At 50.7% G+C, this 23,733-nt stretch carries 20 protein-coding genes; 7 read left to right on the top strand and 13 right to left on the bottom strand.

From position 1 onward, the window contains the following. Positions 1-2: 2 nt before the first annotated feature. A complete protein-coding gene (locus IT444_09155; GenBank protein ID MCC7192933.1) occupies positions 3-932 on the bottom strand; it encodes an ABC transporter ATP-binding protein in 930 nt (309 codons plus the stop codon). A gap of 203 nt (positions 933-1,135) precedes the next feature. After that, positions 1,136-1,492: an STAS domain-containing protein gene (locus tag IT444_09150; GenBank protein ID MCC7192932.1), complete on the bottom strand. Its 357-nt coding sequence runs from the start codon at positions 1,490-1,492 to the stop codon at positions 1,136-1,138. 258 nt (positions 1,493-1,750) lie between these two features. Here IT444_09150 and IT444_09145 point away from each other — a divergent pair, with 258 nt between their 5' ends. Together IT444_09145 and IT444_09140 are read left to right on the top strand one after the other, a co-directional pair. After that, positions 1,751-3,091, top strand: coding sequence for a sulfatase-like hydrolase/transferase (locus IT444_09145; protein ID MCC7192931.1), 1,341 nt, complete (start codon positions 1,751-1,753; stop codon positions 3,089-3,091). A 94-nt stretch (positions 3,092-3,185) separates the two neighbouring features. Beyond that, on the top strand, positions 3,186-3,965 hold the full coding sequence (locus IT444_09140; GenBank protein MCC7192930.1) for a hypothetical protein: 780 nt from the start codon (positions 3,186-3,188) through the stop codon (positions 3,963-3,965). Between the two features lie 23 nt (positions 3,966-3,988). On the opposite strand, the gene IT444_09135 is transcribed toward IT444_09140, so the two are convergent. The 4 genes from IT444_09135 to IT444_09120 are packed head-to-tail and all read right to left on the bottom strand — an operon-like array spanning position 3,989 to position 7,046. Next, positions 3,989-5,185: a hypothetical protein gene (locus IT444_09135; protein ID MCC7192929.1), complete on the bottom strand. Its 1,197-nt coding sequence runs from the start codon at positions 5,183-5,185 to the stop codon at positions 3,989-3,991. 17 nt (positions 5,186-5,202) lie between these two features. Next, positions 5,203-5,883, bottom strand: a complete 681-nt coding sequence (locus IT444_09130) for a hypothetical protein (protein ID MCC7192928.1) — start codon at positions 5,881-5,883, stop codon at positions 5,203-5,205. After that, complete coding sequence (locus IT444_09125) at positions 5,880-6,554, bottom strand: hypothetical protein (protein ID MCC7192927.1); 675 nt, start codon at positions 6,552-6,554, stop codon at positions 5,880-5,882. Before IT444_09125 ends, IT444_09130 begins: the two co-directional genes overlap by 4 nt. Then, positions 6,555-7,046: a DUF2752 domain-containing protein gene (locus IT444_09120; protein ID MCC7192926.1), complete on the bottom strand. Its 492-nt coding sequence runs from the start codon at positions 7,044-7,046 to the stop codon at positions 6,555-6,557. A gap of 58 nt (positions 7,047-7,104) precedes the next feature. On the opposite strand from IT444_09120, the gene IT444_09115 reads away from it, so the two are divergent. Further along, positions 7,105-8,091: a phosphatidylcholine/phosphatidylserine synthase gene (locus tag IT444_09115; GenBank protein MCC7192925.1), complete on the top strand. Its 987-nt coding sequence runs from the start codon at positions 7,105-7,107 to the stop codon at positions 8,089-8,091. A gap of 70 nt (positions 8,092-8,161) precedes the next feature. Here the strand turns inward: IT444_09115 and IT444_09110 are convergent, their stop codons facing one another. From IT444_09110 to typA, 5 genes are all read right to left on the bottom strand, one after another. Beyond that, positions 8,162-8,554 (bottom strand): HPr family phosphocarrier protein, encoded by a 393-nt coding sequence (locus IT444_09110; protein ID MCC7192924.1) that lies wholly within the window; start codon positions 8,552-8,554, stop codon positions 8,162-8,164. Between the two features lie 29 nt (positions 8,555-8,583). After that, positions 8,584-9,057 carry a PTS sugar transporter subunit IIA gene (locus IT444_09105; GenBank protein MCC7192923.1) on the bottom strand — a complete coding sequence of 158 codons (474 nt, stop codon included), beginning with the start codon at positions 9,055-9,057 and terminating at the stop codon, positions 8,584-8,586. Between the two features lie 67 nt (positions 9,058-9,124). Further along, positions 9,125-9,442, bottom strand: coding sequence for a ribosome-associated translation inhibitor RaiA (raiA, locus tag IT444_09100; protein ID MCC7192922.1), 318 nt, complete (start codon positions 9,440-9,442; stop codon positions 9,125-9,127). A 226-nt stretch (positions 9,443-9,668) separates the two neighbouring features. Beyond that, positions 9,669-11,204, bottom strand: a complete 1,536-nt coding sequence (locus IT444_09095; protein MCC7192921.1) for a hypothetical protein — start codon at positions 11,202-11,204, stop codon at positions 9,669-9,671. Between the two features lie 110 nt (positions 11,205-11,314). Next, entirely contained in the window at positions 11,315-13,183 is a 1,869-nt protein-coding gene (gene typA, locus IT444_09090) for a translational GTPase TypA (protein MCC7192920.1), read from the bottom strand. 250 nt (positions 13,184-13,433) lie between these two features. On the opposite strand from typA, the gene IT444_09085 reads away from it, so the two are divergent. The 3 genes from IT444_09085 to IT444_09075 all read left to right on the top strand — a co-directional run bounded on the left by IT444_09085 (position 13,434) and on the right by IT444_09075 (position 19,536). Beyond that, the gene (locus IT444_09085; protein ID MCC7192919.1) at positions 13,434-14,348 is read left to right on the top strand and encodes an RluA family pseudouridine synthase; all 915 of its coding nucleotides are present in this window, start codon (positions 13,434-13,436) and stop codon (positions 14,346-14,348) included. A 107-nt stretch (positions 14,349-14,455) separates the two neighbouring features. Further along, the gene (locus IT444_09080) at positions 14,456-16,654 is read left to right on the top strand and encodes an ATP-dependent DNA helicase RecG (GenBank protein ID MCC7192918.1); all 2,199 of its coding nucleotides are present in this window, start codon (positions 14,456-14,458) and stop codon (positions 16,652-16,654) included. A gap of 74 nt (positions 16,655-16,728) precedes the next feature. After that, on the top strand, positions 16,729-19,536 hold the full coding sequence (locus tag IT444_09075) for an MMPL family transporter (protein MCC7192917.1): 2,808 nt from the start codon (positions 16,729-16,731) through the stop codon (positions 19,534-19,536). 158 nt (positions 19,537-19,694) lie between these two features. On the opposite strand, the gene IT444_09070 is transcribed toward IT444_09075, so the two are convergent. Further along, a complete protein-coding gene (locus IT444_09070; GenBank protein MCC7192916.1) occupies positions 19,695-20,198 on the bottom strand; it encodes a nucleoside deaminase in 504 nt (167 codons plus the stop codon). A 239-nt stretch (positions 20,199-20,437) separates the two neighbouring features. Here IT444_09070 and IT444_09065 point away from each other — a divergent pair, with 239 nt between their 5' ends. After that, positions 20,438-21,340 carry an SMP-30/gluconolactonase/LRE family protein gene (locus IT444_09065; protein MCC7192915.1) on the top strand — a complete coding sequence of 301 codons (903 nt, stop codon included), beginning with the start codon at positions 20,438-20,440 and terminating at the stop codon, positions 21,338-21,340. Here IT444_09065 and IT444_09060 read toward each other — a convergent pair whose 3' ends face one another. Continuing rightward, positions 21,341-23,716, bottom strand: a complete 2,376-nt coding sequence (locus tag IT444_09060; protein MCC7192914.1) for a hypothetical protein — start codon at positions 23,714-23,716, stop codon at positions 21,341-21,343. It lies immediately after the preceding gene. Between the last annotated feature and the right edge of the window lie 17 nt (positions 23,717-23,733).

Genomic DNA, 23,733 nt, shown 5'->3' with positions numbered 1-23,733 from the left:
ATTTAATCCTGTGACGGGGCAACCGCTTTGCCGCCTGTCACTTCTGCGAACTTACGTTCAATGTCTGTCGTTTCGAAACCAAGCTGCCGAATCGTCCACTGGTTTGATAAAGCGAATTGCCCCACGTCCTCTCGGAGATCCTGGCAATTTTCGGTTTCTATCAAAGCCTTGGTCCAGCCTTCATGCATGCTGACGATGACTTTTGTAATGCGCTTTATCGATTCACTAATACGTAACACGGCTTCAGGTGCAGCTTTAACTTCAATCATCAGCCGCATCTGACGGCTAATAGGCGCGTCATAACGGATAATTCCCTGATCAATAATCACCGCTCGGTCGGCTACACGGGTGATTTCGCCAAGATTGTGTGTGGAAAGAATGATTGTATGTTTCCCTCGCAATTCGTCGAGGAGCTTTCGAAATTCATAAATCTGTGTTGGGTCCAAGCCGGATGTAGGTTCATCCAGAATAAGTACCGGGGGATCGTGAAGCATCGCCTGCGCCAAGCCTACACGTTGCTTATTCCCTTTGGAGAGTTGTCCAATCACACGCCTACGAACGGCGGATAGGCCACAACGAGCGACAACCTGATCTATCCTTGTACGGCGACGCTTGCGGTCCATCGCCTGTAACTGACCGCGATAGTCAAGGTATTCCTCGACTCGCATTTCGTGATATAGCGGCGTGCTTTCCGGTAAGTAGCCAATAGCCGCACGAGCTTTGGCGGATTGAGTGGTTACGTCATGGCCATTGATTGTTGCGATCCCCGACGTTGGCGGTAGGTAACCGGTAAGGATTCGAATAGTAGTTGTCTTGCCTGCGCCGTTACGACCCAGAAAACCTACTACTTGGCCGGTAGGAATGTGGAATGAAAGGTGATCGACGGCTTTGGTCGGTCCATACCACTTGACCAGATTCTTTACATCGATCATGAAGACACCCCTGAAGACAGTGCGCGGACACATCCAAGCGGATGATCGTCTCTTACGTGGAAGGAGCGGTCAAGGTTCAAATAAAATAGGCCAAAATCTACGCGAACGGTGGTTAAATAATTAAATCGTAAAGCTGAAGTAGCTGCTTACGGTATGAGGTTGGTGTGAACCTTGTAATCCTAAGATGACACCATCGCGATTTTCTAGAATTTTGTTATTGACTCCATTACATCTTTATCAAACTTCAGAACAGCATCCAGCCGCATGAACCGCAGCACGTCCATTGCCATTGGTTGGATCCCACACAACCGCATTTTGCCGCCATGGCTTTCGACGGCGCGGTTAATGTCGAGCAGAACGCCCAATAGGCGCGAAGGAAAGTAGGACATCTTTGTGAAATCGAGAATAAGCTTTTTCGTGTCAGGCAACGCTACGCTCTTGGGTAAATCTACTCCCGCCTTTTCAACGGAGACGGGATCAATCACCTCATGTAAGAACGTGACGATCACGAGGTCGCCACGGTTTTCGATACGGTAGGGTGGTGTAGTATTGGAATTCATCGCAAAATTGTGCAAGACAAATATGGAGAGTGACTTCAGGCTGACCCAGTGCAGGTATTGTAGCAATCACCAATTCTCCTCTTTATGTGCCGATAGGTCATGGATTTCTACTTTGATCAATTACGCGATCTAACGGCATAAAGAACTCTAGTGATAGAAACATTCGTGGCACATCAACGGGATCACATTCCGCATCAGATGTACGGGAAGATGTCGATGCGTCTCACCAGCTAGCAGCAAATGACCGATAATCGTGGCATGTCATTCCGCAGAAATCTGGTTGTGGTATTTGCCCATGGACTGCGTGCTGATTCGGTGGGTGACAGCCAGGTTTGGCCTCTGCGAACCCCAAGTCTGGAAAAACTAGTTAGTCGCGGAGTGTCGCTTATCGCTTCAAGTGCTTGTCCTGCAGATCCAGGCGGCTTGATCACGCTCCTGACGGGTTACCATGCACGGCAGCATGGCTTCGTCGATCAAATGCGAGCCCCCGCAGCCTGTGAAGGGTGGCCTTCCATTCTTGCTGAATCAGGTTATCACCTCGGCGGCGTTGGTTTAGTCTCCTCAGCTGCATCGTGGCTGGATAATGCTGTCATCGTTTCTGATGTTGAGCAGGTTGAATCGGGTTTATGCCGCTATCTATCAGCAATGCGAGCTAAGGGTATTCAGGAGGCCGTAGCGCAACAGCGAAGACAACGCCTGCGTTATGGCCCGTTTGAGCCGGATCGCCTACTTATCGAGCCTGACGACGATATTGACGGTTTCATCGCGTTAAAAGCACGCGAAATGATTGATCAAATGCCTCTGGATAAACCGTGGTGTCTGCTTGTGTGCTTCAGCGGACCTGGTAACGATCTGCCGCCGCCGACACTTTACGATGATGTAGTTAACCCGAAGGAAGTCGGGCACGGATTTGCGCCAGCGGACTTCACACGTGTCGATGCGCTGGCTGAACTTGACTATCCACGTGTCATGCTTCAACGGCTTGAGACTGCGAAAGTGGCGAGGATTCGTGCGGATTACCTTGGTCGTGTCAGCTTGATCGATTATGGAATAGGCCGATTGATGTCAGCCTTGGAATCGCGGGCTGATGCGAATCGAACTTGGGCATTGATTTCCTCCGATCGTGGTCATCTTCTGGGTGAGCATGGTCTGATCGGACACCGGTCATTTCTGGCACCGGCAGTAGAGGTTCCGATCATTATGGTGCCGCCAGCACCGGGTTCAGCAGTCCAGGAGCTCGCTAGTGAAGGGCTTGCCAGCACCACGGATATTGCGCCAACGATCATTGCACTTGCAGGTTGTGATATGCCCAAAGCGGTGGTAGGGCGGTCTTTATTGCCAACTCTATCAGGTGAACCCGTATTGCCAACGCTGGAAGGTTGTTTGAGCGAATTCGGTAAGCGGTTAATGCTCGAGATGGAGCGATATAAGATTATTTTTGATACGGAAAGCCGGCAGGCAATCGGTCTCTACGACCTGCTCAATGACGCAGGAGAACACGACAATTTGATTGACAAACCGATAGGCCGAAATCTTATTGATTCATTACGGTGGCGGTTAGGTGATGTGTTACTTCCTCTGCGTGCTCGCCCGATCTAAACACTCGAAAGTAAGAGGACGGAAAGACGAGCCATCAATTGAAGTTTATTCGTCTTGAAATCGGGTTCGCTTGGCATCTATACAATGCCACGAAATGATTGCAATAGTTTTATTGATGTTCGCGGCGGGTATTGGTATAGCGTTATCTGCTTCGGATCCGAAGCAAGTCACCCTGCGCTGGCTGCGATTGGGGGCGATCATCGCCATATGTTTCGTTGCTATCGCCTCTGCGATTTCCTGGAAAACTCAATTCGGCACCGGTACCACAGCGTGGCGATTGCAGATCACACTGCTGGTGCCTTTTTTTCTCCAGCTCATGGCTATCCAGTTGGGATATCGTCACATCCAGCGCCTTATCGGCATCCTTGCAGTATTGGCGACATTGGTTTTTATAGTTGAACTTTACAACATATCGTCAGCAAGTCTTCCTGTAGTCGTTGAAACATTGCAGCTTGCAGTGGCCTTAACATTTTCTTCCGCGCTTCTTGGTGGATTTCTCATGGCGATGTTACTGGGACACGCTTACCTGACCGCCGGTAGCGAAATGACGCAGAAGCCATTCATGCGATTGGTCGTACTACTAGGAATATTCCTATTGCTTCGTGGAATATTCAGTCTTACCTTCGCGCTCCGCCCATTCGTTTTGACAGAGGATCTGTCAAATGGTGATCGCCTGATGAATACAGTCCTACTCTGGGCTCGATACCTGGTCGGCATCGCCACGCCTTCTGTTTTTGTATATATGACTTACGACTGCGTGAAGCGTCGAGCTAATCAGTCAGCAACAGGCATTCTTTACGTTGCGACCGTGCTCATCATTCTGGGGGAAGGTGCGGCGTTTGTACTGATGCGTGCCACGAGCTTACCGTTTTGAGTAAATAGATATTTTCAATCTTTCTATGCGCGCCCTGCGAAGCGCAACCCTCCTGTGACCGGAAGGTCAGAGATTTCAACGGCAGTACCCGAAAAGACTTGCTCATACACACTTTGCAACGTCTGGCAGTAACGTTGCCGCGAGAAAAAGCTAAACGCCTCGTGTCGTGCTGTATCACGTAGTTTCCAGGCTAGCTGTGGATCGGCAGTAAGTTGCAGGATTCTGCCAGCAAGCATTCGCGGATTGTCGGGTTTTGCCAGAAGGGCGGAATGACGGTCTTCGAGGATTTCGCTGACTGCATATGTTGCCTCTCCGATAATCGGTACATTGGCAACCATCGCCCAAAGTAGTGATAGTCCCCCAGAGCTCGGCCCTTGAGCGATTGCCAGGTCACAGCCGGGTAGTACTTCCCATGGACATGCTACTTTTGGCTCTTGAATAATACGGTCGGCATGCCCAACTTCCTGCGCGACTCGCTCTGCGCGAGCGAGGTGCTTCTGAATGGGATGGGCAAGGAACCAGAAAACGGGGGCCTCCGCAGGCCGGCCGCCGGGATGTAGTGCATAGGCTTCATCCGCTAGACCGACAGTCATGTGAGCAGCTTGTGCATCAACCTCGACACAGGGATCGGAAAGAAACGTGATGACTTTAATACGAGGGTTATCTACGTCTGAGACGCCCCATTTCGATCGCAAAAGGGAGCGTTGGCTGGCTTGTGTCTTTGCCAAATCCAAGCTCGGTCGTAGAACATGAACAATTGCTGGATCAATACCTACGGAGAGAACCGTAGTTCGCAGGGCGTTGCTGATCGGCAGCAAAAGTATTCGGTCGGGCATTTCATGGGTAAGCAGCCTCAACCATCGCACAGATCTAGGTGATGGTTGAGTCGTAATAGTCAAAATACGTGGTACGCGCGGCCGAAGAAGCGAAGCAATGGCTAATGCTCCCATTGACCAGCAATGAATCAAATCGAATGCGCCTAACTCGTTCAAATATCGACGTACAGCAGCCCAGCCGAGAATTGCACGACCGTATGGGACACCTATTCGGTGAGCAGTGTTGACGCCACCAGCTTTGGCTGCACATTCGAGTGCCTTCCCACCCAGCAACAGAACTTTCTGTTCAATATTTCCAAGTCGGCCAAGGGAATCAGACAGCAATGCGAAGGTTGTTGGACAGGCTTGCGGTGAAGAGGCGTCGATCAGATGAAGGATACGCATGGAGTTTAGCCGCAAGATCAATCGTCAAATTTTTCACCAGGTTGACGTGGCGTGTACTTATAAAACAATCGTGACACATCACGCCCTGAACGCTCGACAACAGCCCTCACTGCGGTCGCAACATCGTCGGTACCTTCTCCAACGCCGATTTTGTAAAAAAGCTGACTGGCGACGGGATAGCCATTTGCGGAAGTAGTTAGGTCACCGCTGGCTGTAGCATCAGCTGCGGGAAATAGTCGGGTGCCTGTAGACGTATCGACTACTTTTACGCGTACAAGCATGCCGGGGCGATAGGTCCCTTCCTCAACGCGGAAATCAGTCTGTTCTACATAGACGTTAACAACTTGCTTGGCACCGGCTGCGCGGCCTATTTGGTCCAGCGGAGCGTTGACATAACCCGGTCCTAGCTTTGTCGCCAGTTCTGCTACACGATCAGGAGAAACAATCTCTGTTACAACGCCTTCTTGGACCAGGTGGAAGCCGACACGAGTTGCAAGAACACGCTCAAGCGATGGATCACCTAGCAGGGCTTGTGGGTCATCAACTAGAACAAGTGTCGGCCTATTGGGTAATTTGTATTTCGCATCCACTTCAGTGGCGAAGGTTTGTGTAAAAAACGAGAACGCTTCGCAGCCTGCGATGCCGCAGGCGAGCGTGAGCAGGAGGGAGGCCGTGACGATTCTAAGGATTGAGTTCACTTCTTGGTCACCGTTCGATAATCGTGAAAAAGGCTGCTTACTCGGGTTGCAAATTGGCCTAGCATCCCGGCTTGAATTGTTGCATCCTCACTGCTGAGGACGCCAACTGGTTCATCCGGAGGAAATTTTGCATTGACCTCTTGCGCATATGAAAAATTATTGGGTTCGGTTGCGTCTGCTTCAGCTACGCTCACTCGTCCGCTGATAATTCCACGCCAGACGTGTTGGTTTCCAGGTTCGTGGGTCGTGTAATCCTTGAGTTCGATATAGACGATCCGATCGACATCGAGGGCTTGGATCAACTCGCGGTTAGTCATGGTGATCCAGGCTGGATTCGCTGATTGAAACTGAGCAATTTTCTTCGGATCGCTTAGTTGAATGCCAGGAACATCAGCTGCGAGTTGACGGCTTACCGCTCGAGATACGTCAAGTTGACAGCCAGGATACTCAAAGAGTCGGTACTCATCTGCCGCGGTAACAACTGCGACTCGTTTGGAGTCAAGACCACGGTACTCAGCTTTGACATTGAGCTTCTGGGTCTGCTCGCCACCTGCCACATTAGAAACCCAACCGAGAATATTGCATCCACCGAGGCTGATACTAAGCGCAACAATCGTTAGTGTGAGATAAATGGCCTGGAGGTACGAGGCAATGTAATGTTGGAAGAGCATTTAGAAGCCTCCACGGACGATGATAATTTTGTAGACCCAAGCAATAAGCACGAACACCGCGGTTAGGAGTACGATACGAACGCGACAGATTACTGCACCCAATGGGGCAAGCGAAAATCCCATAATCAGCGAAGTTGATGCGACGATCACCGCCATCATGGCCAGCACGGCCAACAGAGCACCTGCGGGCTGGACGTAGAAGGCCCGTAGGATGTGACCATGCGCCGCTTCAGATACCGCTGTCGTCATACCGCAGGTAGCGCATGGTGTACCGAAGGAATCAAGAAATCCACACGAAGACAGACCAAGTTGCTCATGCGTACCGACACCAGCGACCTCTGGATTTAAATATGCACCGGTAATCAGTAGAGCGAGTGAGATTACCAGCACAAGAACCGCGATAATTCTCGCATCAGTGGATACAGATGCTTTAACCTGGAGTTTGTGAGTTGTGGGTGACATTTCGTCGCTACTGCCTGCAGCGGTCTCCATTTGTACTAGGTTACGCTGTGGGAGAAATGATGGCAAAATAAGGGTTATCATTTGAGTAATGGCACACCGTCTGGAGAAATCAGAGAACGGGTCCGAAAAACGTGGACCGGATAACGTGCGTGCGATGCGTCGCCGTACTGCGAGACGAACGGTATCTGTCCTGCCAACGCTCTTCACACTTGCAAACGTAATCGCAGGGTTTCTTTCTATTTTTTTTGCTAGTCGGATGTCCTCCGGCGGGGAGGGGCGGTGGCTCACCTATGCCGCAGCCATGGTCTTTGTTGGTATGGTGATGGACGGTCTCGACGGAAGCGTTGCTCGCATGACGCGGAGCACCAGTAACCTCGGTGCTCAGCTCGACTCGATGGCTGATATGCTCACATTTGGTGCAGCACCTGCGTTTATGGCAGTACAACTCGTTGCTGTAAACGCTCCATTCGTCGGCGATACATCGAAAGATATGATCTTCGATCGCTTCGCATTGGTTGTTGCGTGCATTTATGTTTCATGTGCTGCACTGCGACTCGCACGATTTAACGCAGACCTCCATAAGCCAACTGAGGCGGACCACGGTAGTTTCAAGGGGCTTCCATCACCCGGCGCTGCGGGTACTGTTGCCAGTCTCGTGTTGCTGCATCAACTCCATCTGGCGAAATATTTCAAAACTCATCCTCCGGTGGAGGGAGTGCCATTCGACACGCCGACTTATCTCAATATCACGTCGATCGCGATGGTATTGATTATGCTTCTTGTTGCATTTGCAATGGTTAGCCGATGGCGCTACGTACACCTTGTTAATCGTTATCTCCGCGGACGCGCGACGATCACTCGAATTGGCAAATACGTAATTGTGCTGCTAATCATGACGATCCGATATAGAGAGTCACTGGCAGCGGTGTTCGTGCTTTACGCATTATCCGCACCGACGATGGCTCTATACCACAGCATCACGGGAAGAAAATCGGCAACTGAAGGGACAGGTGTGTTAATGGACTCTGGTGTCCCTGCTCCAACAGATCATTCGGATAAAAGACAAGCCGGTTGAGCACGAATGTTGTGCCCCCAAGCAACTGGTCCGGTCATTCATGAATCAGTGTGGCAAGAATCAGGCAAATTTATTCTTCGTCAAATTTGCGATTAATTAGTTCGCAGAGCGCGTTGATCGCTGCTGCCGCGTCCGGCCCCGTCGCCTGAATCAGAAGTTGCGTACCTTGAGTCGCAGCGAGCAGCATCATTTGCATGATGCTTTTGCCGTCGACAGCCTGTTCCCCCTTTTTGACCGTGATTTGACTATTAAAGCTGTTAGCGATGTCGACGAAGGACATCGCCGGCCGCGCATGGAGGCCGAGTTTGTTCTGGATGATTACCTGCGCTTGCATCGTTTGTTCCGTCGAGTCCATCAATGCCTCGGCACCCATCTCTCGTTTTTCGTCGCGAGAGTCGGAAGCAGGGTACTCCTGAACGGCATCGCAGTTCCCTCGTAGTACCCCACACTCAGCTTCTTTCATGTCAAATAGAAGGAAAAGAAACCCTGTTATTAATGCAACTGTTGTGCATCGGCTTCTTGAAGGAGTTCCTTTACTTCCTGCACGGTGGAAGCCTGCCTTAGGAACCTCCGAAACGTATCTTTTTGAAGATTTGAAAAGATACTTTCCATGGCGTGAAGATGGTCAGCAGCTTTATCTTTGGGTGACAGCAATAGTACGATGCTGAAGACCGGTGCTTTATCAAGTGCGTTGAAATCGACCCCTTGACTGCTGACTCCGATAGCTGCGGCCATATGTTTGATCTTGTCATGCTTTACGTGCGGGACAGCCACGCCTTTACCGAAACCCGTTGATCCGTGCTTTTCACGGTCGAGGATCAACTTGATTAACTCTTCGCGTACAGCCTTGGGTGCAGCCCCCGATGCGACCAGGACATCAACGAGTTCTTTGATGACGTCATCTCGCTGAGACCCTTTCAGGTCGGCGACGATGGCTTCTTCCACAACAAAATCCATCAGCTTCATGGAACATTCCTACTAGCATTCATGCGTTATCTGAGGACACAACGTAAGAAATAATCAATCCGCTAAATCAACCTGACATCGAAGTTTTTCCCATCCGACGGCGAGTCTTCTCTTTGTGATCGGTCAATTGCCGTTCGAGTTTATCCACGCAAGCGTCGATTCCTGCGTAGAGATCAGGGCCGGTGCTCCTGCCGACAAAGCGATCGTGCCCTTCGGCGTCGACAATGATCTCGACATTAAACGTATGGTTATCCTGCTTGTCAGCGACAATTGAGATCTGCTGAACTCGATCAAAATATCGTGGAAGCTTGCCAACTTTTTCGGTGGCATACTGCCTGATGGCTGGCGTAATTTCAATGTGTCGACCACTGACGGTGATTTCCATATCCGCACTCCAGTCGGGGCTTGGTGGTATCTCTGCAATTCTGCCCTGAAGTCTTACCTCGCTAATCCATAGAGGGTACTCAATCTCTCCGTAGGATAGAACCGCTCCGTGGAAGCGTCAATTAAATGAGGATTATTCGTGATGAAATTACAGACGTTGCGTAATGATGAGATACGTACTGAACTTTGTCGATCCAGAAATACATCTCTGCCGGCTAGCTTACTAGCTACTTGTCTTTGGGTTTTGTGATACCGTCCCATTCATCTGTACGGAACGGCAAGGCGGGTAATCCGGCTTTATTCATTAGATTGCCTTTCGGATTCTGCCCCCAGGAATACCGTACGACAAAGGGCTTGGGAACCTGTGAACTAGATATTTTCACCGTATTGACGCTGTCGATGACAGCGTCCGCCCAGTACCAATTTTTGTCCTTCCCAGCGATTGCGAACCCTGTTACAGGTCCGCCATCGCGCGTTACAAGACCATCTTTAACGTTGGTAAATTTCAGTCGGATAGCACCATCTTCGACCGTATAGGCTCCGAGATCCCATGCAGGCCCTGACGCGACTAAATCTTCCTCTCCGTATATCCGCTTACGTGCTACCAGAGAAAGTCGGCGACCAACTTCGAGCTTGTTGCGAGGATGAATATCTTTCGCATCACCTATGTCGATCGCGGTCGCCATGCCTGTATTAGGCAGTCTCAGCGTCATACTCTGCGCTTCGCGCAGTTCCGCCCATGCGCTCGGTACGCCGGGGTCTTCAGTCGGCTCGCCAAATGCTGCCAGTTGTACCCAGAGAAATGGGGTGTCTCCCTGGCTCCAGGCGTTCCGCCAATCCTTAATCAGTGCTGGAAAAAGGAAGCGGTATCGCCATGCTTGGCCAGTATTGGACTCACCCTGATACCAGATAACACCTTTGATCGGCATTCTTGTAATCGGAGCGATCATGGAATTGAATAACACCATTGGTCGATTGGCTGAAGTGCGAGGATCAGATGGCGGAGCTGGCTGTGTGGGTATTGCCTGGCCTGTTTGCTTTAATTCCTCAGCTTGCTTGATCCATGCATCGTATTTCGCATCTGAAGCATCCCATGCATCAAGGATCGGTTTTAGTTCATCTGAGTACCTGTCAAAAGCCCATTTACTTGTCCATGCTTCAGCCGGTGTTCCTCCGTATGACGCATTCACAAGGCCGATAGGGATATGGATCGTTTTTTGGAGTTCACGTGCAAAGTAGTAACCGACCGCGGAAAAGTTCCTGGCTGTGTCGCCGTTGCAGACAACCCATTTTGTTTTCATAGTCAACGGATTTTGAGGCACAATCGTTGAGGCGATCGTGATAAGCCGTATTTGCGGGTGCTCTGCTTTTTGAAGCTCTGTCGGGCCGTCTTGCGTTTCATGGAGTGGCCACCACATATTCGACTGGCCGGAACAAACCCACACATCTCCAACAAGCACATCGTTGAAAGTTTTCTTACTGTCACCTGTCTCGATCGTGAGCGTGTACGGGCCACCAGCTTTGAGTGGTGACAGTTCAACGATGAACTCCCCATCAGGTTTCGTGGTGCCTTTTATAGTTTGCCCGTTGATTGAAACAATAACCTCCTCGCCCGCGTTAGCTTTACCCCAAATGGTCAGCGTTATCTCACGCTGAAGCACCATGTGGTCGGAGTAATAGGCGGGTAATGTGAGGTCAGCTCGAACGGAATACGAAAGAGTAACAGCAATAACCATTGCCAATAAGCAAGAGAGGTGGCGCATCGGAAGCCTCATATTAAAGATCACAGCTTTTACCCGACACAGTCAGGCGTTTATATTGAGCAAAAGATAAGACGCCTAGCAATCGATGACGGCATTACATTTAAGTCGTCTTAGCCCGCCGTCGCCGCGGTTGCTGCTCGAATCTCACGCTTACGGTCAGCTTCTTTCAGCTTTCGCTTGCGCATCCGGACAGCTTTTGGCGTAATTTCCACGATTTCGTCCTCCTGGATGTACTCCAGGGCGGATTCCAAAGAAATCTCACGAGCCGGGCGGATCTTCGCAGCTTCATCTTTGCTTGTAGTGCGCATATTTGACATCGGCTTCATCTTTACGACGTTCACGGTGATGTCATTGTCTTTGCAATGCTCCCCGACAATTTGTCCCTCATAGACCTGCTCGCCAGGCTTAACGAAAAAGAAACCACGGTCGTATAGTCCATCTAGTGCGTAAGCTGTAACACGCCCGGTTTCGGTGGCGACCATTACTCCCGCTTGGCGCTGAGGAACGGAACCTCGCATATTTTCATAATCCTCAAAGACGTGGTGCATCACGGCACGGCCTTGTGTCGCAGTGAGCATACGGCTACGCAATCCGATCAACCCACGAGCGGGAATGGTGAATTCCATGTGTACAAAACCGGCTGCTCCACTTTTGGCGTCCATTTTGACCAGTTCAGCGCGTCGCTCGCCGACCAATGCCATCACGGAGTTCTGGCAGTCAGCGGGACAATCTATCACTAGAAGTTCGATCGGCTCCTGTTTTGTGCCATGATGATCTCGGAAAATCACCTGAGGTTTGCCTGCCGTCAGCTCATAACCCTCGCGACGCATGTTTTCCAGCAGAATACCCAGGTGCATCAAACCGCGGCCTGAAACTTTGAATTCTTCTACTGCGGAAAAATCCACACGCATAGCGACGTTGCTTTGCAATTCCTTTTCAAGCCGCTCCTTGATCTGTCGCGTTGTGACAAAGTCACCTTCCTGGCCGGCAAACGGCCCATCGTTTACACGAAAACTCATCGTGAGCGTTGGAGCGTCGATTTCGATCGATGGTAGTGCAATCGGATTGTCCGCATCGGCAATTGTGTCGCCGATGTCAATAGGATCCAACCCGACCACTGCGCAGATATCGCCTGCCTCGACAACATCTACTTCGCGTCGTCCGAGTCCTTCAAATTGGTAGAGCTGTTGGGCTCGTTGTCGTGTCTGTCCACCGTTACGGCTGATAACCGTGACGTTATCACCTTTGTGAAGCGTACCAGCCATTACACGACCGATTGCAATTCGCCCAACGTAATCGGAATAATCCAATGTGACCGCCAGCATCTGGAGTGGAGCAGCATTGTCCATTTTCGGGGCGGGAACGTGCGTAATGATGGCTTCGAAAATATCTTTAAGATTTGTCGTTTTGATTGAGAGATCAGTTGTCGCCCAGCCTTCCCGTCCTGAACAATAAATAATCGGGAAGTCGAGTGCTTTATCGTCAGCTTCCAGTTCAACCAGAAGGTCGAATACTTCGTTGACGACATGTTCAGGTCGAGCATCAGGGCGGTCAACCTTGTTGACGACGACAATCGGCCTCAGGCCATTCTCAAGAGCCTTGTGAAGTACGAATCGCGTTTGCGGCATTGGTCCTTCAAAAGCATCGACGAGCAGCAAGACCCCGTCTGCCATCTTGAGCACTCGTTCGACCTCACCGCCGAAGTCCGCGTGGCCAGGGGTGTCGATGATGTTAATTTTGAATTTCGTACCTTTTGCGTCGGTGTAGTAAACCTCACAATTTTTGGCGAGGATGGTGATACCCCGTTCTCGTTCCAGCGGATTGGAATCCATGACCAGGCCATGCTGCCCACCGGCGAGTTTGTCGAGTTCGCCTTCGCGAAACATACCCGATTGATAAAGCAGGCGATCGACAAGCGTCGTTTTCCCATGGTCAACGTGAGCAATGATCGCAACATTTCGAAGCGTGTCAGCAGGCATAAGCTCTCAATGTAATAGCGTGTTAACGGTCAGAAGGAATGAAGCCCCGTATTGTAATGCATTTTATCATCGAATGCATATGTGAGCATTACTCGTGTAAAAACATCTCCCCGTCTGCTACACGATGGGTCGAGTAGTGGATAAGTTACTCAGGCGTTCTGTCTGCTGCCGCCAGCCGCTCACGAAGGTTTTGAACGAGGTCCTTTGCCAATCTCCACGTTTGATACGTGTTCATCGTTAAACTCCCACAGTGGCCGCATCATCGCAAAACTATGTTTTCTCGGTAACCACTGAGCAGGGGGGTATCCGACTCGATCTGTTCATTGGCGAAAAGCTTGGTTTGTCGCGCATTCAGGCAAGGCATCTTCTCCAAAGGCGGGTGGTCATCATTGATGGTCGGTGTGTAAACGAAAAAAATAAGGGAGATAGACTTTCAGTAGGTTCGAGTGTGGAGATCGAATCCTTTACTCCGCCATCGGATATCTCAGTAATCCCAGAACCAAATACACCCTTGGCTATTGTTGCTCAGGGCAAAGACTGGCTCATTGTCAATAAGCCTGTTGAGGTGCCAGTTCATCCACTCAAGGAGGGTGAAGTCGGCACGTTACTCAACGCGGTGGTAGCACGGTATCCGCAAATTCAAGGTGTTGGTGAGGCTGGTCTGCGAAGTGGTGTTGTTCATCGGCTCGACATCGAAACATCCGGCGTGGTGCTGTTTGCTCTTCGCCATGAGCGATGGAGAGAACTACGACGGGCGTTTGAAACCCACACCACACGCAAGATCTATCGCGCGGTCGTTGGAGGCAAAATGGTTGGTGGGGGTACAGAAAAGGTGTGGCTTTACGTTGCTCAACATAAACCTGCAAGGGTGCGCGTATCCACTGATGGAACAATCGATCAGCCGCCGGGTTCCCGTGAGTGCGATCTTCAGTGGAAAGCACTGAATTCATCAGAAGACACCACGCATGTTGAAATCAGTCTTGGAACTGGATTTCTTCATCAAATCCGAGTTATGTTTGCATCAATGGGGCACCCTGTAATCGGAGATTTGGTTTATGGTGGTACTGCTGCACCGCATAGCCGCCTAATGCTGCACGCATTCTCATTGGCTGTTGGAGATATATTCGGAGAGGCACCACTGCCTAAAGAGTTTGAGTTTCGGTGAGCAGCGTGTAGCGAAGTAGAAAATTCAGCCTATCGTTAACGGGACTGATCGGAATGATTCCAACTACGGCGACTTGGTGATCAAGCCTTTCCCGATGCGATCATCCTATGGAAAGTACCACCTCGGCTGCTGTTGAACCTTTACGACTCTCCACACCGGTGAGGCAACTTCGGGGAGTGGGTACACGACGCGCAGAAATACTCAAGAGACTGGGTATTCATTCTGTACTCGATCTCCTTCGTCATCTACCTAGCAGATATGAGTTTGAGTCTAGCGAGGGCACGATCTCTGACTTGCCAATGGATGGTATCGGATCGACACGTGGCACCATTGTCAATACTCGTCTGATTCCAGGTCGAAAAAGCGGGCGATTTCAGGCGACTCTTCAGGATCATCAGTCCCGGTTGGATCTTGTCTGGTTTAATGCCAACTACCTTCGTGAAAAGCTCCACCCTGGAATGCTTATCCGTGTGCAGGGGAAAGTGAAGGTCTTCAACGGCTATCCTCAAATGGCTAACCCTAAGTGGGAGCCTCTCGATGAAACCAATGCTACACCCGCGAAAGTAGAGCGACTTCGTCCGGTGTATCCCGCTACTGAAGACCTTCCTAGCTCGAAAATTGAGGCGCTAATTACTTCGCTGCTCTCAGATATTTTGACTCAGATTGTGGATCCTTTGCCTGCGGACTTCGTAGCGAAGCACGCAATGCCGGAGTTAGCGGAGGCGTTCCGCATGGCCCATCAACCAAAGAATGAAGAGGAATTCGGCGCAGCGCGGCGGAGACTGGCATATAACGAACTACTTATCCTGCAAGTGGGTATTGCCCTGCGACGGCATCATTATCGTACGGCGATGATTGCGCCGCCGCTGAGATGGTCGCTAGCTATCGATGAGCATATTCGTAAACGATTCCCATTTCCGCTTACCTCATCTCAGGAAAAGGCGATCAACGAGATCGCTGCCGACTTAAAACAAAGTAAACCAATGAATCGCCTGCTCCAGGGAGATGTTGGCGCGGGCAAAACGGCGGTTGCGTTATACGCACTGCTACTGGCCGTTGCCAATCGGAAACAGGGGGCATTAATGGCTCCTACAGAATTGCTCGCGGAGCAACACTTTCGCTCAATTTCGCAAATGCTCAAAGGGTCAAATGTGCAAATTTCGCTGCTAACCAGCAGTCGATTAGCAGGGGCAGCACGAAATAAGATCGAGGCAGATATTGAAGCGGGCATGACGGAAATTGTGATCGGAACACAGGCACTGCTTACGGAGACAATCAGGTTTAACGATCTCGCTGTGGTGGTGGTGGATGAACAGCACCGCTTCGGTGTGATGCAACGCGCAACGTTTCGAAGTAGAGCCGCGGATAACGCGAAAGGAGACTATCCGTTTTTATCGGCGGCTTCTCCAAATGCCGTGAAACCGCAGTTGGCAGCAAAAAATCCTTCCCCGCATTATCTGGTGATGACTGCGACACCAATACCGCGCACTCTCAGCCTGACGATATTTGGTGATCTCGATATCTCGACGATTCATGGATTACTCCCCGGCCGCCAATCGATTACCTCACGGGTTGTTGCACAAGATAAGGCGGACACGGTCTATCGCTACATCAGTGAGCGATTGCTCAAAGGAGAACAGGCTTACGTAGTTGTGCCTACGATCGACGCATCGGGTAAGGAATCCGCTGTTCAACTTAAGAGTGTTGCCACACACGCAAAAAATATACAGGACAAGTATTTCAGCCAGTATCGTGTAGCTGCGGTTCATGGGCGGATGAAGCATGATGTTCGCGAGTCGATTATGGATCGATTCCGTGCAGGCAAGATCGATGTATTAGTAGCAACGACGGTAATCGAAGTTGGGGTGGATGTACCGAATGCGAATCTGATGGTTATCGAGCACGCTGAGCGATTCGGATTGGCGCAGCTTCATCAACTGCGTGGCCGTGTGGGGCGAGGTAGCGGTGGTCGTAAGGCACTGTGTGTTTTCATCGCAGACGCAAAGACTGACGATGCCGTCCTGCGGATGAAGGCCATCTCAGAAACCACCGACGGCTTCAAGATAGCAGAGCAGGATTTTATGATCCGTGGCATGGGCAAGTTATTTGGTACCGAACAGCATGGCTCAATGGATCTACGAGTCGCAAAACTTCCCGACGACATGGATCTAATGAACCTGGCTCGACATGACGCGGCGAAAATTGTGGAGGCTGCCCCGACTCTCCATGAGCCGGTGTGGGAAAAACTACGCAAGGTTCTAATGAAGGAACACGGTAACGCTATCGGGCTTGTGGACGTAGGTTGATCCCCGGAGACGTTGTTGCACTTGGCGGTGTGATGCGTTGATTGCGTGTGCCCTCGCTCTTACGATTCCTCCCAATGCATGACAATTTTCGCCATCGAGCATTGGGATGGTGGGCTGAGCTTATCGCTCGTCACCCATGGTGGACGCTTGGACTAGCGGCCTTGATCACGGTGTTCAGCCTCTGGCTGTCCACTTTTCATCTTGGTTTTCAATCCGATCGCAATAAGCTTGTCTCTGAAAAGCTTGAGTGGAATAAACGCTTCATCAATTGGCGGGAGTCTTTCCCAGGCGAGGATGACCTGTATGTAGTGATAGATACCGGCGAATCTGATCCCAAGCCCGATAGTCCTCGTGTTCTCGAAGCTCGGCGACTTGCAGACAGCTTGGGTACCGCGTTGCTAAAGAGCGGACAACTTCAGGACCAACATTCAGCGGTGTGGAGGTTCCAGACTCATCGTGCCAGCCCGCGGATGGTCCGCGCACTGCCGATGGAGGACTTCCGTAAATATATGGCTCAGGTCGCGGGAGCCGCGCCAGTTATTGATAGTAATTCGCCGCAAAGCATGTTAGCTGCCGTCGAAGCACAAATGGGGTCACCCAAGTCAAGGAATGAATCTCCTGCGGAACAGGCGAAATTGATCGCACAACTCCGCATAATCATCAACGCATATGCCGCGGTTCTCAGCGCCCCTCCCGGTGCAGTACCAAGGCTGACAGATCTGACATCAGGAGACGCAGGAACTAATGAATGGACCTACCTTACCAGCACTAATGGGCGCCTTTATTTCATACGTGTTACTCCCCGTCGAGCAGAAGGCGAACTGAATGCACTCGCGCCAGCCATCGGAGGCATCCGCGAGATCCTTGCTCAGATCAAGCCTCAGGTTTCCGGTGTAGAAGTCGGACTCACGGGTATCGAAGTTGTCGAAGCTGACGAAACAGATGCTGCGACACAAGATGCGGCCATCGCATCGACGGTATCGCTTGTACTCATTACGTTGCTTCTAATTCTTGCGTATCACAGCATCAAGACGCCGGTGCTGGCGATGTCGGCCTTGCTTGTCGGTGTCACATGGTCTTTCGGATTTGCCGCACTGGCTATCGGTCACCTTCAGGTGCTCAGCGTGATCTTCGCTGCCATGCTTCTAGGTATCAGTGATGCCTACGGAGTCCATGTCGTCGCACGCTTTGAGATCGTCCGTCACAACTATCCCGACACAATCGATGGATTCGTGGGTGCATTACGCGAAAGTTTTCAGGCTATGGGCCCTGGAATTATCAGTGGGGCACTAGTCACGGCTTCATCTTTCATCACAACAGTATTTACTAATTTCACCGGTGTTGCGGAGATGGGCTTAATCTCCGGGGTAGGAATTGTTCTGTGCCTGACGGCAATGTTTACGGTTTATCCGGCATTGCTTCGCCTGTTTAAGCCGTGGCATCGCAATATCGTTCCGCCTCAAGATCGTCGAATTGCTTTTTACAAAGATAAGTGGGTTATGCCCTTTGTACGACATCCAAAGGCTACTGTGGCAGTCTCCATGATCCTTCTGGTCATTGCGCTGATTGCGGTATCACAGATGCATTTCAATTACGACCTTCTGAAACTCCAGCCTCGTGGCGTAGAGAGCGCGGAGTGGGCCAGAAAAATATCGGAAGAGGGAGGTCAGTCGATTTATTCTGGGACATCCATCGCAAATAACATGGCTGATGCGAGGCGGTGGGCCAAGGAGTTTCGCAAGCTGCCAACCGTTGAATCACTTGGGGGTGTTGGTCTGTTGATGCCGGATCAGGAAGAGGAAAAGCTGCGTGTGATCTACGAAACGCGAGCAGTCTTAGGTCTTCCCGTAAACGCAGATACGCTGTCTGTTACGTCGGCGGCTGCCTCCATGACCAAGCCGAGTATTCCTACACACCCAATTGCGCCTAAGTTGGATTTTGTAACTGCCATAGCAGGAATGCAGCTACGACTCAAGCTTGCAACGCAGTTCGTTGAACTACCACCTCCAGTGCAAACTGCTATTACAGACCTAACCACGGCGATGAATCAAATCCCCTCCATGGCGCAAAAGTGGTCGCCAACAGAGCGTGCACAGCGGAATCTACAACTGCAACGGGCGTACGATGAATGGAAGCAGGATATTCTCGGCACACTCGATACAAAGCCACTGGAGTTAACGGATCTACCCGAAGAACTTCTGCGACCCTATATCGCTGAAAAGCCAGGGGATTCTCGCGTGATCCTTGAAATATTTCTCAAGCTGCCTGATCGTAAAACGACAGGAATCGACAGTGCGCTGCATCCGAAATTCCTTCCCGGATTTATCCGTGACATGCGCACAGTGGATAAGAACGTGACGGGTGTGATCGTCCAGATCTATGAATCCGGATCACTTATCAAACATGCTTACGTCCAGTCAGGTATTTTTGCGATGTTGATTGTTTTCGTTCTTGTTCTGATTGATTTTCGTTCACTGACCTATACGTTGTTGGCGATGGCTCCAGTTGCTCTGGGGTTTGCGGTGACATTCGGCGTGATGTGGCTTTGTGGTGTCAGCATTAATCCTGCAAACATCATTGTTCTGCCTCTTATGTTTGGAATTGGAGTGGATTCAGGCATCCACATACTGCATCGTTACAAACAGGATCCTGTAAATCGTCCGCTCGGATTAGCATCCGGCACAGGTAAGGCTATCACTATCACTGCGCTGACTACGATAATCGGTTTTGCAGCATTGATCTTTGCTCGACATCGTGGAATCTCCAGCCTCGGATTCGTACTCACGGTTGGCTTGACTCTGACCTTGATCGCCTGCATAGCAGTGATGCCTGCGGGCCTGGAATTACTTGAGCGTTGGAAACCAGTGAAGCGAGAGAGCTAGGCGCGTCGTACAAATCAACTCGTCATTTCTGAATGAAGCGAAATAATACGCACCGTAGATTTCGAAGTATCCGTGCGAGTTGCCGCTGTGCGTTCAAAGGTCAATGGATCTGTTTGAACGTGGCGTATGTTTCCGAATGAGATTCCATAACCACGAGTTCAAATGGTATCACGGGTCGGATATGGTTTGGGGGGCGGTGAATCGCTTCTACGATGTTTGAAAAACTCTTTCAATACTCGCCCGCATTCATCCGCGATTACATTGGGAATAACGCTGACGCGATGATTGAATCGCAAGTCGGTGACTAGATGATAAAGCGAATCTACGCAACCCATCTTGGGATCCAATGCACCGTAAACTAGCTTTGATAACCGAGCATTGATAATGGCCCCGGCACACATGGGACATGGTTCGAGCGTAACTGCCATAGAGCAATCATCAAGTCGCCAAGAATTAACCTTTTGAGCGGCAGCTTTTAGGACAAGCATTTCAGCGTGAGCCACCGGATCTTGTGTGGTTTCCCGTAGATTGTGTCCTTCTGCGAGTATTTCATTGCCGCGATAAATTACAGCTCCCACAGGCACCTCACCCATATCCGCTGCGGCATGAGCGTGCTGGAGAGCGATTCGCATCATTTTTATGTCGGTGTCTGAGGGAAGCATTAGACATAGTGTGCCGACAAGTCATTATTGACGCTACAAGAGTACTTGGTCCGTATAGAAGTTGGGTGATATTGGTTCGTGAAGATGCCGGATCAATTCTCGTATAAGACACAGCAAAGGAATGCACGGCATAAGCAGAAAATAATATTGCCATTTCAACGAGAGACTTCTACGATTTCGCCCTGCGCTATTGTGATGCTGGATTTGTTTCAGACGAATAATCGTAAAGGTTGAGGTGTATGGCCAAGCTGGATGAACTGGAGGTAGTTGCAAATGACAATATTTTGTGGGGAGGAAATCCGATCTGGGATAATGGACGTTGCCGGCTTGTATGGACCGACTCATTAAGCAAACTCGTTCACCAGTTCAATCCTAAAACTGGTGCTAAAACGATCATCAGCCGTGAGGGCGCGTACACAGGTGTTGTACTGCACAAGACTCCTGGAGGATTTCTCTTTGCCAGTAGCGGCGGATTGGTGCGGTGGAAGAGCCCATTTGATGTAGAACCCATCCTCAAAGAGCATGCAAGCGAAAAACTCTGTTTCAGCAGCATCATCGCTGACGCAAAAGGTCGCGTGTATGCAGGCACGACGTATTGGGGGACGAAAAGGATCGAGAAACAGGGAAAACTTTATCTGATCGATGTGAAACGCAGGGTCACGATTGTCGATCAGGTTGGCGGCATGTTGAACGGTTTGGGGTTCAGTCCTGATGACCGAATTCTATATTGCACGGATTCGGCAGTACGGCGAATCTGGCAGTTCGATGTTGATACCAAAACAGGAATGCTCACGCGAAAACGAGTTTTTGCAAATGTGCCAAATACCGAAGGAATTCCCTGCGGCTTGACGGTGGATGCGGATGGTCACGTTTGGAGCGCACAAGTCTATGGTTCGCAGGTTGTACGTTACCGTCCAGATGGCTCTGTCGAACGACGGTTAACTATTCCAGCAAAACAGGTGACAGGCGTAGCCTTTGGCGGCGAGGACTTGAAAGATCTATACATTACAACCGCCAGCAAGCCATTCGAAACCCCCCTCAAACAACCCGGTTACGAAAATATGGGAGACCTCGGCGGCAGTTTGTACCGTGTTCGGGTCAATACCCAAGGGCGTACTGTACATCTAGCAGCAGTGATGTGATCACTCATTGTATTTTTGTGAAAGAGGGTTTGGGGGCGATTTGATTGATTGGTATTCAAAGTAAGTGAGTCGTCCGGTGGCATGCGCGTGGTATAGAAACCGGATCATGCTGCGATAAACCATAGCGACAGGTTTGACCTGGTGAGGTAGGTTAAACCAACCATTTGAGTCGACGTGTTCTTCCACGTTGACCATAGCTGAGTCGAGAAAACGCTCATCTCCGGTAAGTTCGTATCCGAAAGCCATACCCTGCGGTTGGCCGCCTGCGAGTCCCAGAGTCTGCCCATCTTGATGTGCTGCGTCAAGAGCAAGCCGCAGGTCATGCAGCAAGTTAACAAGCCATTCGCGTGCTTTAGTGTCATCAGTGCGCAATGCGTAACGATATAAGCCCTCCACCATACACCCGTATGCGAAATAACCGGAGATCATCTGTCGTTCCAGGCTGTATCTGGCATCCCCGCTGGATAAATGGAGAGCTCCGTGAAACTTTCGGCGATCGTAGCTTATAAAATAATTCACAATCTCCTTGAGCTGCCTTTCAAACCGCTCATCACCGATGAGGTCAGCGAGGAACTCCAGCGCAAGGCAGGGCCAGCCTAACTCACGGGTAAAACCCCAGAAGCCCGCACGTAATTCCGGCGTTGCCAGATTTTCAAGGATCTTTTCACCCAGAGCGATTGCCACTTCGCGTACGTCTTCATCGCCCGTAAGGCAGTAATACTCAAGCAGCCCTTGCGTCCAGAAATGGCTGAGGATCGCTCCGCTTCGGTTATGTCCTGCGGAATGTTGGGGCGTCGCCCGATGCTGCTGATGATGGTCACTCAGGTGGATGAAATCTACTTCAATGTTGTGCCTCACCGCCCATCGAAGTTGAGGCCAGAGATCCATTTGTCCTGTTCGCATCAATTCCAGCGAAAGAGTATGAATGATGTCGTACTCGTTATTAGTCCACACGGGTTCGTGGAAGTTAGGGAAGTCCCAGCTCACTACCGTAGAAAACGGACCGGCAGTGAAAGTTCGCGACATTTTGGGCGCATCTGTAAGAAGTCGCTGTGCGTTTCCTATGGGTATGTAATTTCTGAGGTAACCGGTATCAGGAGTATCACCTAGGTCGAACATGCTCGCGGGCATCTCAAGACTTACGGTTCGACGGATATATTTTTCAAACCGTACATTTGACTTGGGTTGCAGGAGTCGATGCTGCTCAAATTCTTCACAAGCAGCGAGCCAGTCTGGCAGCACGTTGGCACGTCCTTCCCACAGAGGGGCATTAAGCTGCGATTCGATTTGATTGATGGGGAGTGTCGGTTGTGCTCCAAATGCGAGTGTCACCACTTGGCGACGGGATCGTCCCTGACACAGGTCAAGACGACCAGCAAAGGGAGGCCATATTTCCAAAGCGATACGCGGTCCGTCTGATACCAGGCGTTTGGGACGCATATGGCAGAAATCCTGCATCTGCACATACACACTTCGTGTTCCATCATTCACGCCTAACCAATTTGCTGTATCCACAAGTGGAGGTCGGACGTGAAAATTGTATTTCTCCGTATCGAGAAGCATCGATTCCTGTTCGACATGCGCGGCTCCGCGTGTTTGATCGACCATCAATGCAACCGTTGCGGGATTCAAGACTTCTCGAGAGACATACAAAAGGGTGTGATACTGCTGCAGAAAGTGGTGATTGATCGTGTCGCCCAGATTGAAGTCCCACTCCATCGCGAGACGATCGATCGGCAGAGTGTCCTGCCCGGACTCCAAGTTGAAAAAGTGATAGTCAAGCCGCAATGTCGGAACACCAGCCCATACTTCGATATCGAGGCGATAATTCAACCGACGCCGATCCGTGCCGTCGAAATGTGCGCCTTCTATGCGAGCTCGCATACGAACGGAGGATTGTTCGATCAATCGAATAGTGCGTTTGGTCTCACGTGTGGAGTCGTAGCCATCGTTCATCAAGCGGAAAGCATTAGCTTTTATGAGGTAGTCGTGCCCTAAAGCAGTTAGTTTGCGGATCGGGCTAGCCCCAGTTTCCGATAGCTCGACATGGAGCAAGCCGTTGTCGAGAGTTACCACGTCCGCTGCCTGGTGAAGCAATACGGCATTGCTGGGGGACTGCCCATGATCCGTTACTATTTCGATCGAGTGAAGTCCCTTGACTTTCGCAATAAAGTTACAAAGTACCCATCGTGCGGAACCATCCTTCCAAGTTACGAGAGTACGCGCTCCGATGGGTAATCGCGTTCCATCCGACGCGATCGCAACAAGATTCCATTTCCCGCGAAGCCTGTTCTTTGGAAAGGGTACTCCGATTGAAACAGGTACCCCGGTGGGATCGGCATCGAAGACATTAACAACGGGATTTTCAAGCGGCATGATTATCCTTGTGGAGT

The organism is Phycisphaeraceae bacterium (assembly GCA_020851465.1).
Lineage (GTDB): Bacteria > Planctomycetota > Phycisphaerae > Phycisphaerales > Phycisphaeraceae > JADZCR01.
The sequence above is the reverse complement of the archived record's forward strand: the minus strand, read 5'-3'. Positions and strand labels throughout refer to the sequence as shown.

Excerpts from the sequence above, each read along its gene's own strand:
- IT444_09155 (MCC7192933.1), bottom strand. The coding sequence starts at position 932 with ATGATCGATGTAAAGAATCTGGTCAAGTGGTATGGACCGACCAAAGCC.
- IT444_09150 (MCC7192932.1), bottom strand. The coding sequence starts at position 1,492 with ATGAATTCCAATACTACACCACCCTACCGTATCGAAAACCGTGGCGAC.
- IT444_09145 (MCC7192931.1), top strand. The coding sequence starts at position 1,751 with ATGTCATTCCGCAGAAATCTGGTTGTGGTATTTGCCCATGGACTGCGT.
- IT444_09140 (MCC7192930.1), top strand. The coding sequence starts at position 3,186 with ATGATTGCAATAGTTTTATTGATGTTCGCGGCGGGTATTGGTATAGCG.
- IT444_09135 (MCC7192929.1), bottom strand. The coding sequence starts at position 5,185 with ATGCGTATCCTTCATCTGATCGACGCCTCTTCACCGCAAGCCTGTCCA.
- IT444_09125 (MCC7192927.1), bottom strand. The coding sequence starts at position 6,554 with ATGCTCTTCCAACATTACATTGCCTCGTACCTCCAGGCCATTTATCTC.
- IT444_09120 (MCC7192926.1), bottom strand. The coding sequence starts at position 7,046 with ATGGAGACCGCTGCAGGCAGTAGCGACGAAATGTCACCCACAACTCAC.
- IT444_09115 (MCC7192925.1), top strand. The coding sequence starts at position 7,105 with ATGGCACACCGTCTGGAGAAATCAGAGAACGGGTCCGAAAAACGTGGA.
- IT444_09110 (MCC7192924.1), bottom strand. The coding sequence starts at position 8,554 with ATGAAAGAAGCTGAGTGTGGGGTACTACGAGGGAACTGCGATGCCGTT.
- IT444_09105 (MCC7192923.1), bottom strand. The coding sequence starts at position 9,057 with ATGAAGCTGATGGATTTTGTTGTGGAAGAAGCCATCGTCGCCGACCTG.
- raiA (MCC7192922.1), bottom strand. The coding sequence starts at position 9,442 with ATGGAAATCACCGTCAGTGGTCGACACATTGAAATTACGCCAGCCATC.
- IT444_09095 (MCC7192921.1), bottom strand. The coding sequence starts at position 11,204 with ATGCGCCACCTCTCTTGCTTATTGGCAATGGTTATTGCTGTTACTCTT.
- typA (MCC7192920.1), bottom strand. The coding sequence starts at position 13,183 with ATGCCTGCTGACACGCTTCGAAATGTTGCGATCATTGCTCACGTTGAC.
- IT444_09080 (MCC7192918.1), top strand. The coding sequence starts at position 14,456 with ATGGAAAGTACCACCTCGGCTGCTGTTGAACCTTTACGACTCTCCACA.
- IT444_09075 (MCC7192917.1), top strand. The coding sequence starts at position 16,729 with ATGCATGACAATTTTCGCCATCGAGCATTGGGATGGTGGGCTGAGCTT.
- IT444_09070 (MCC7192916.1), bottom strand. The coding sequence starts at position 20,198 with ATGCTTCCCTCAGACACCGACATAAAAATGATGCGAATCGCTCTCCAG.
- IT444_09065 (MCC7192915.1), top strand. The coding sequence starts at position 20,438 with ATGGCCAAGCTGGATGAACTGGAGGTAGTTGCAAATGACAATATTTTG.
- IT444_09060 (MCC7192914.1), bottom strand. The coding sequence starts at position 23,716 with ATGCCGCTTGAAAATCCCGTTGTTAATGTCTTCGATGCCGATCCCACC.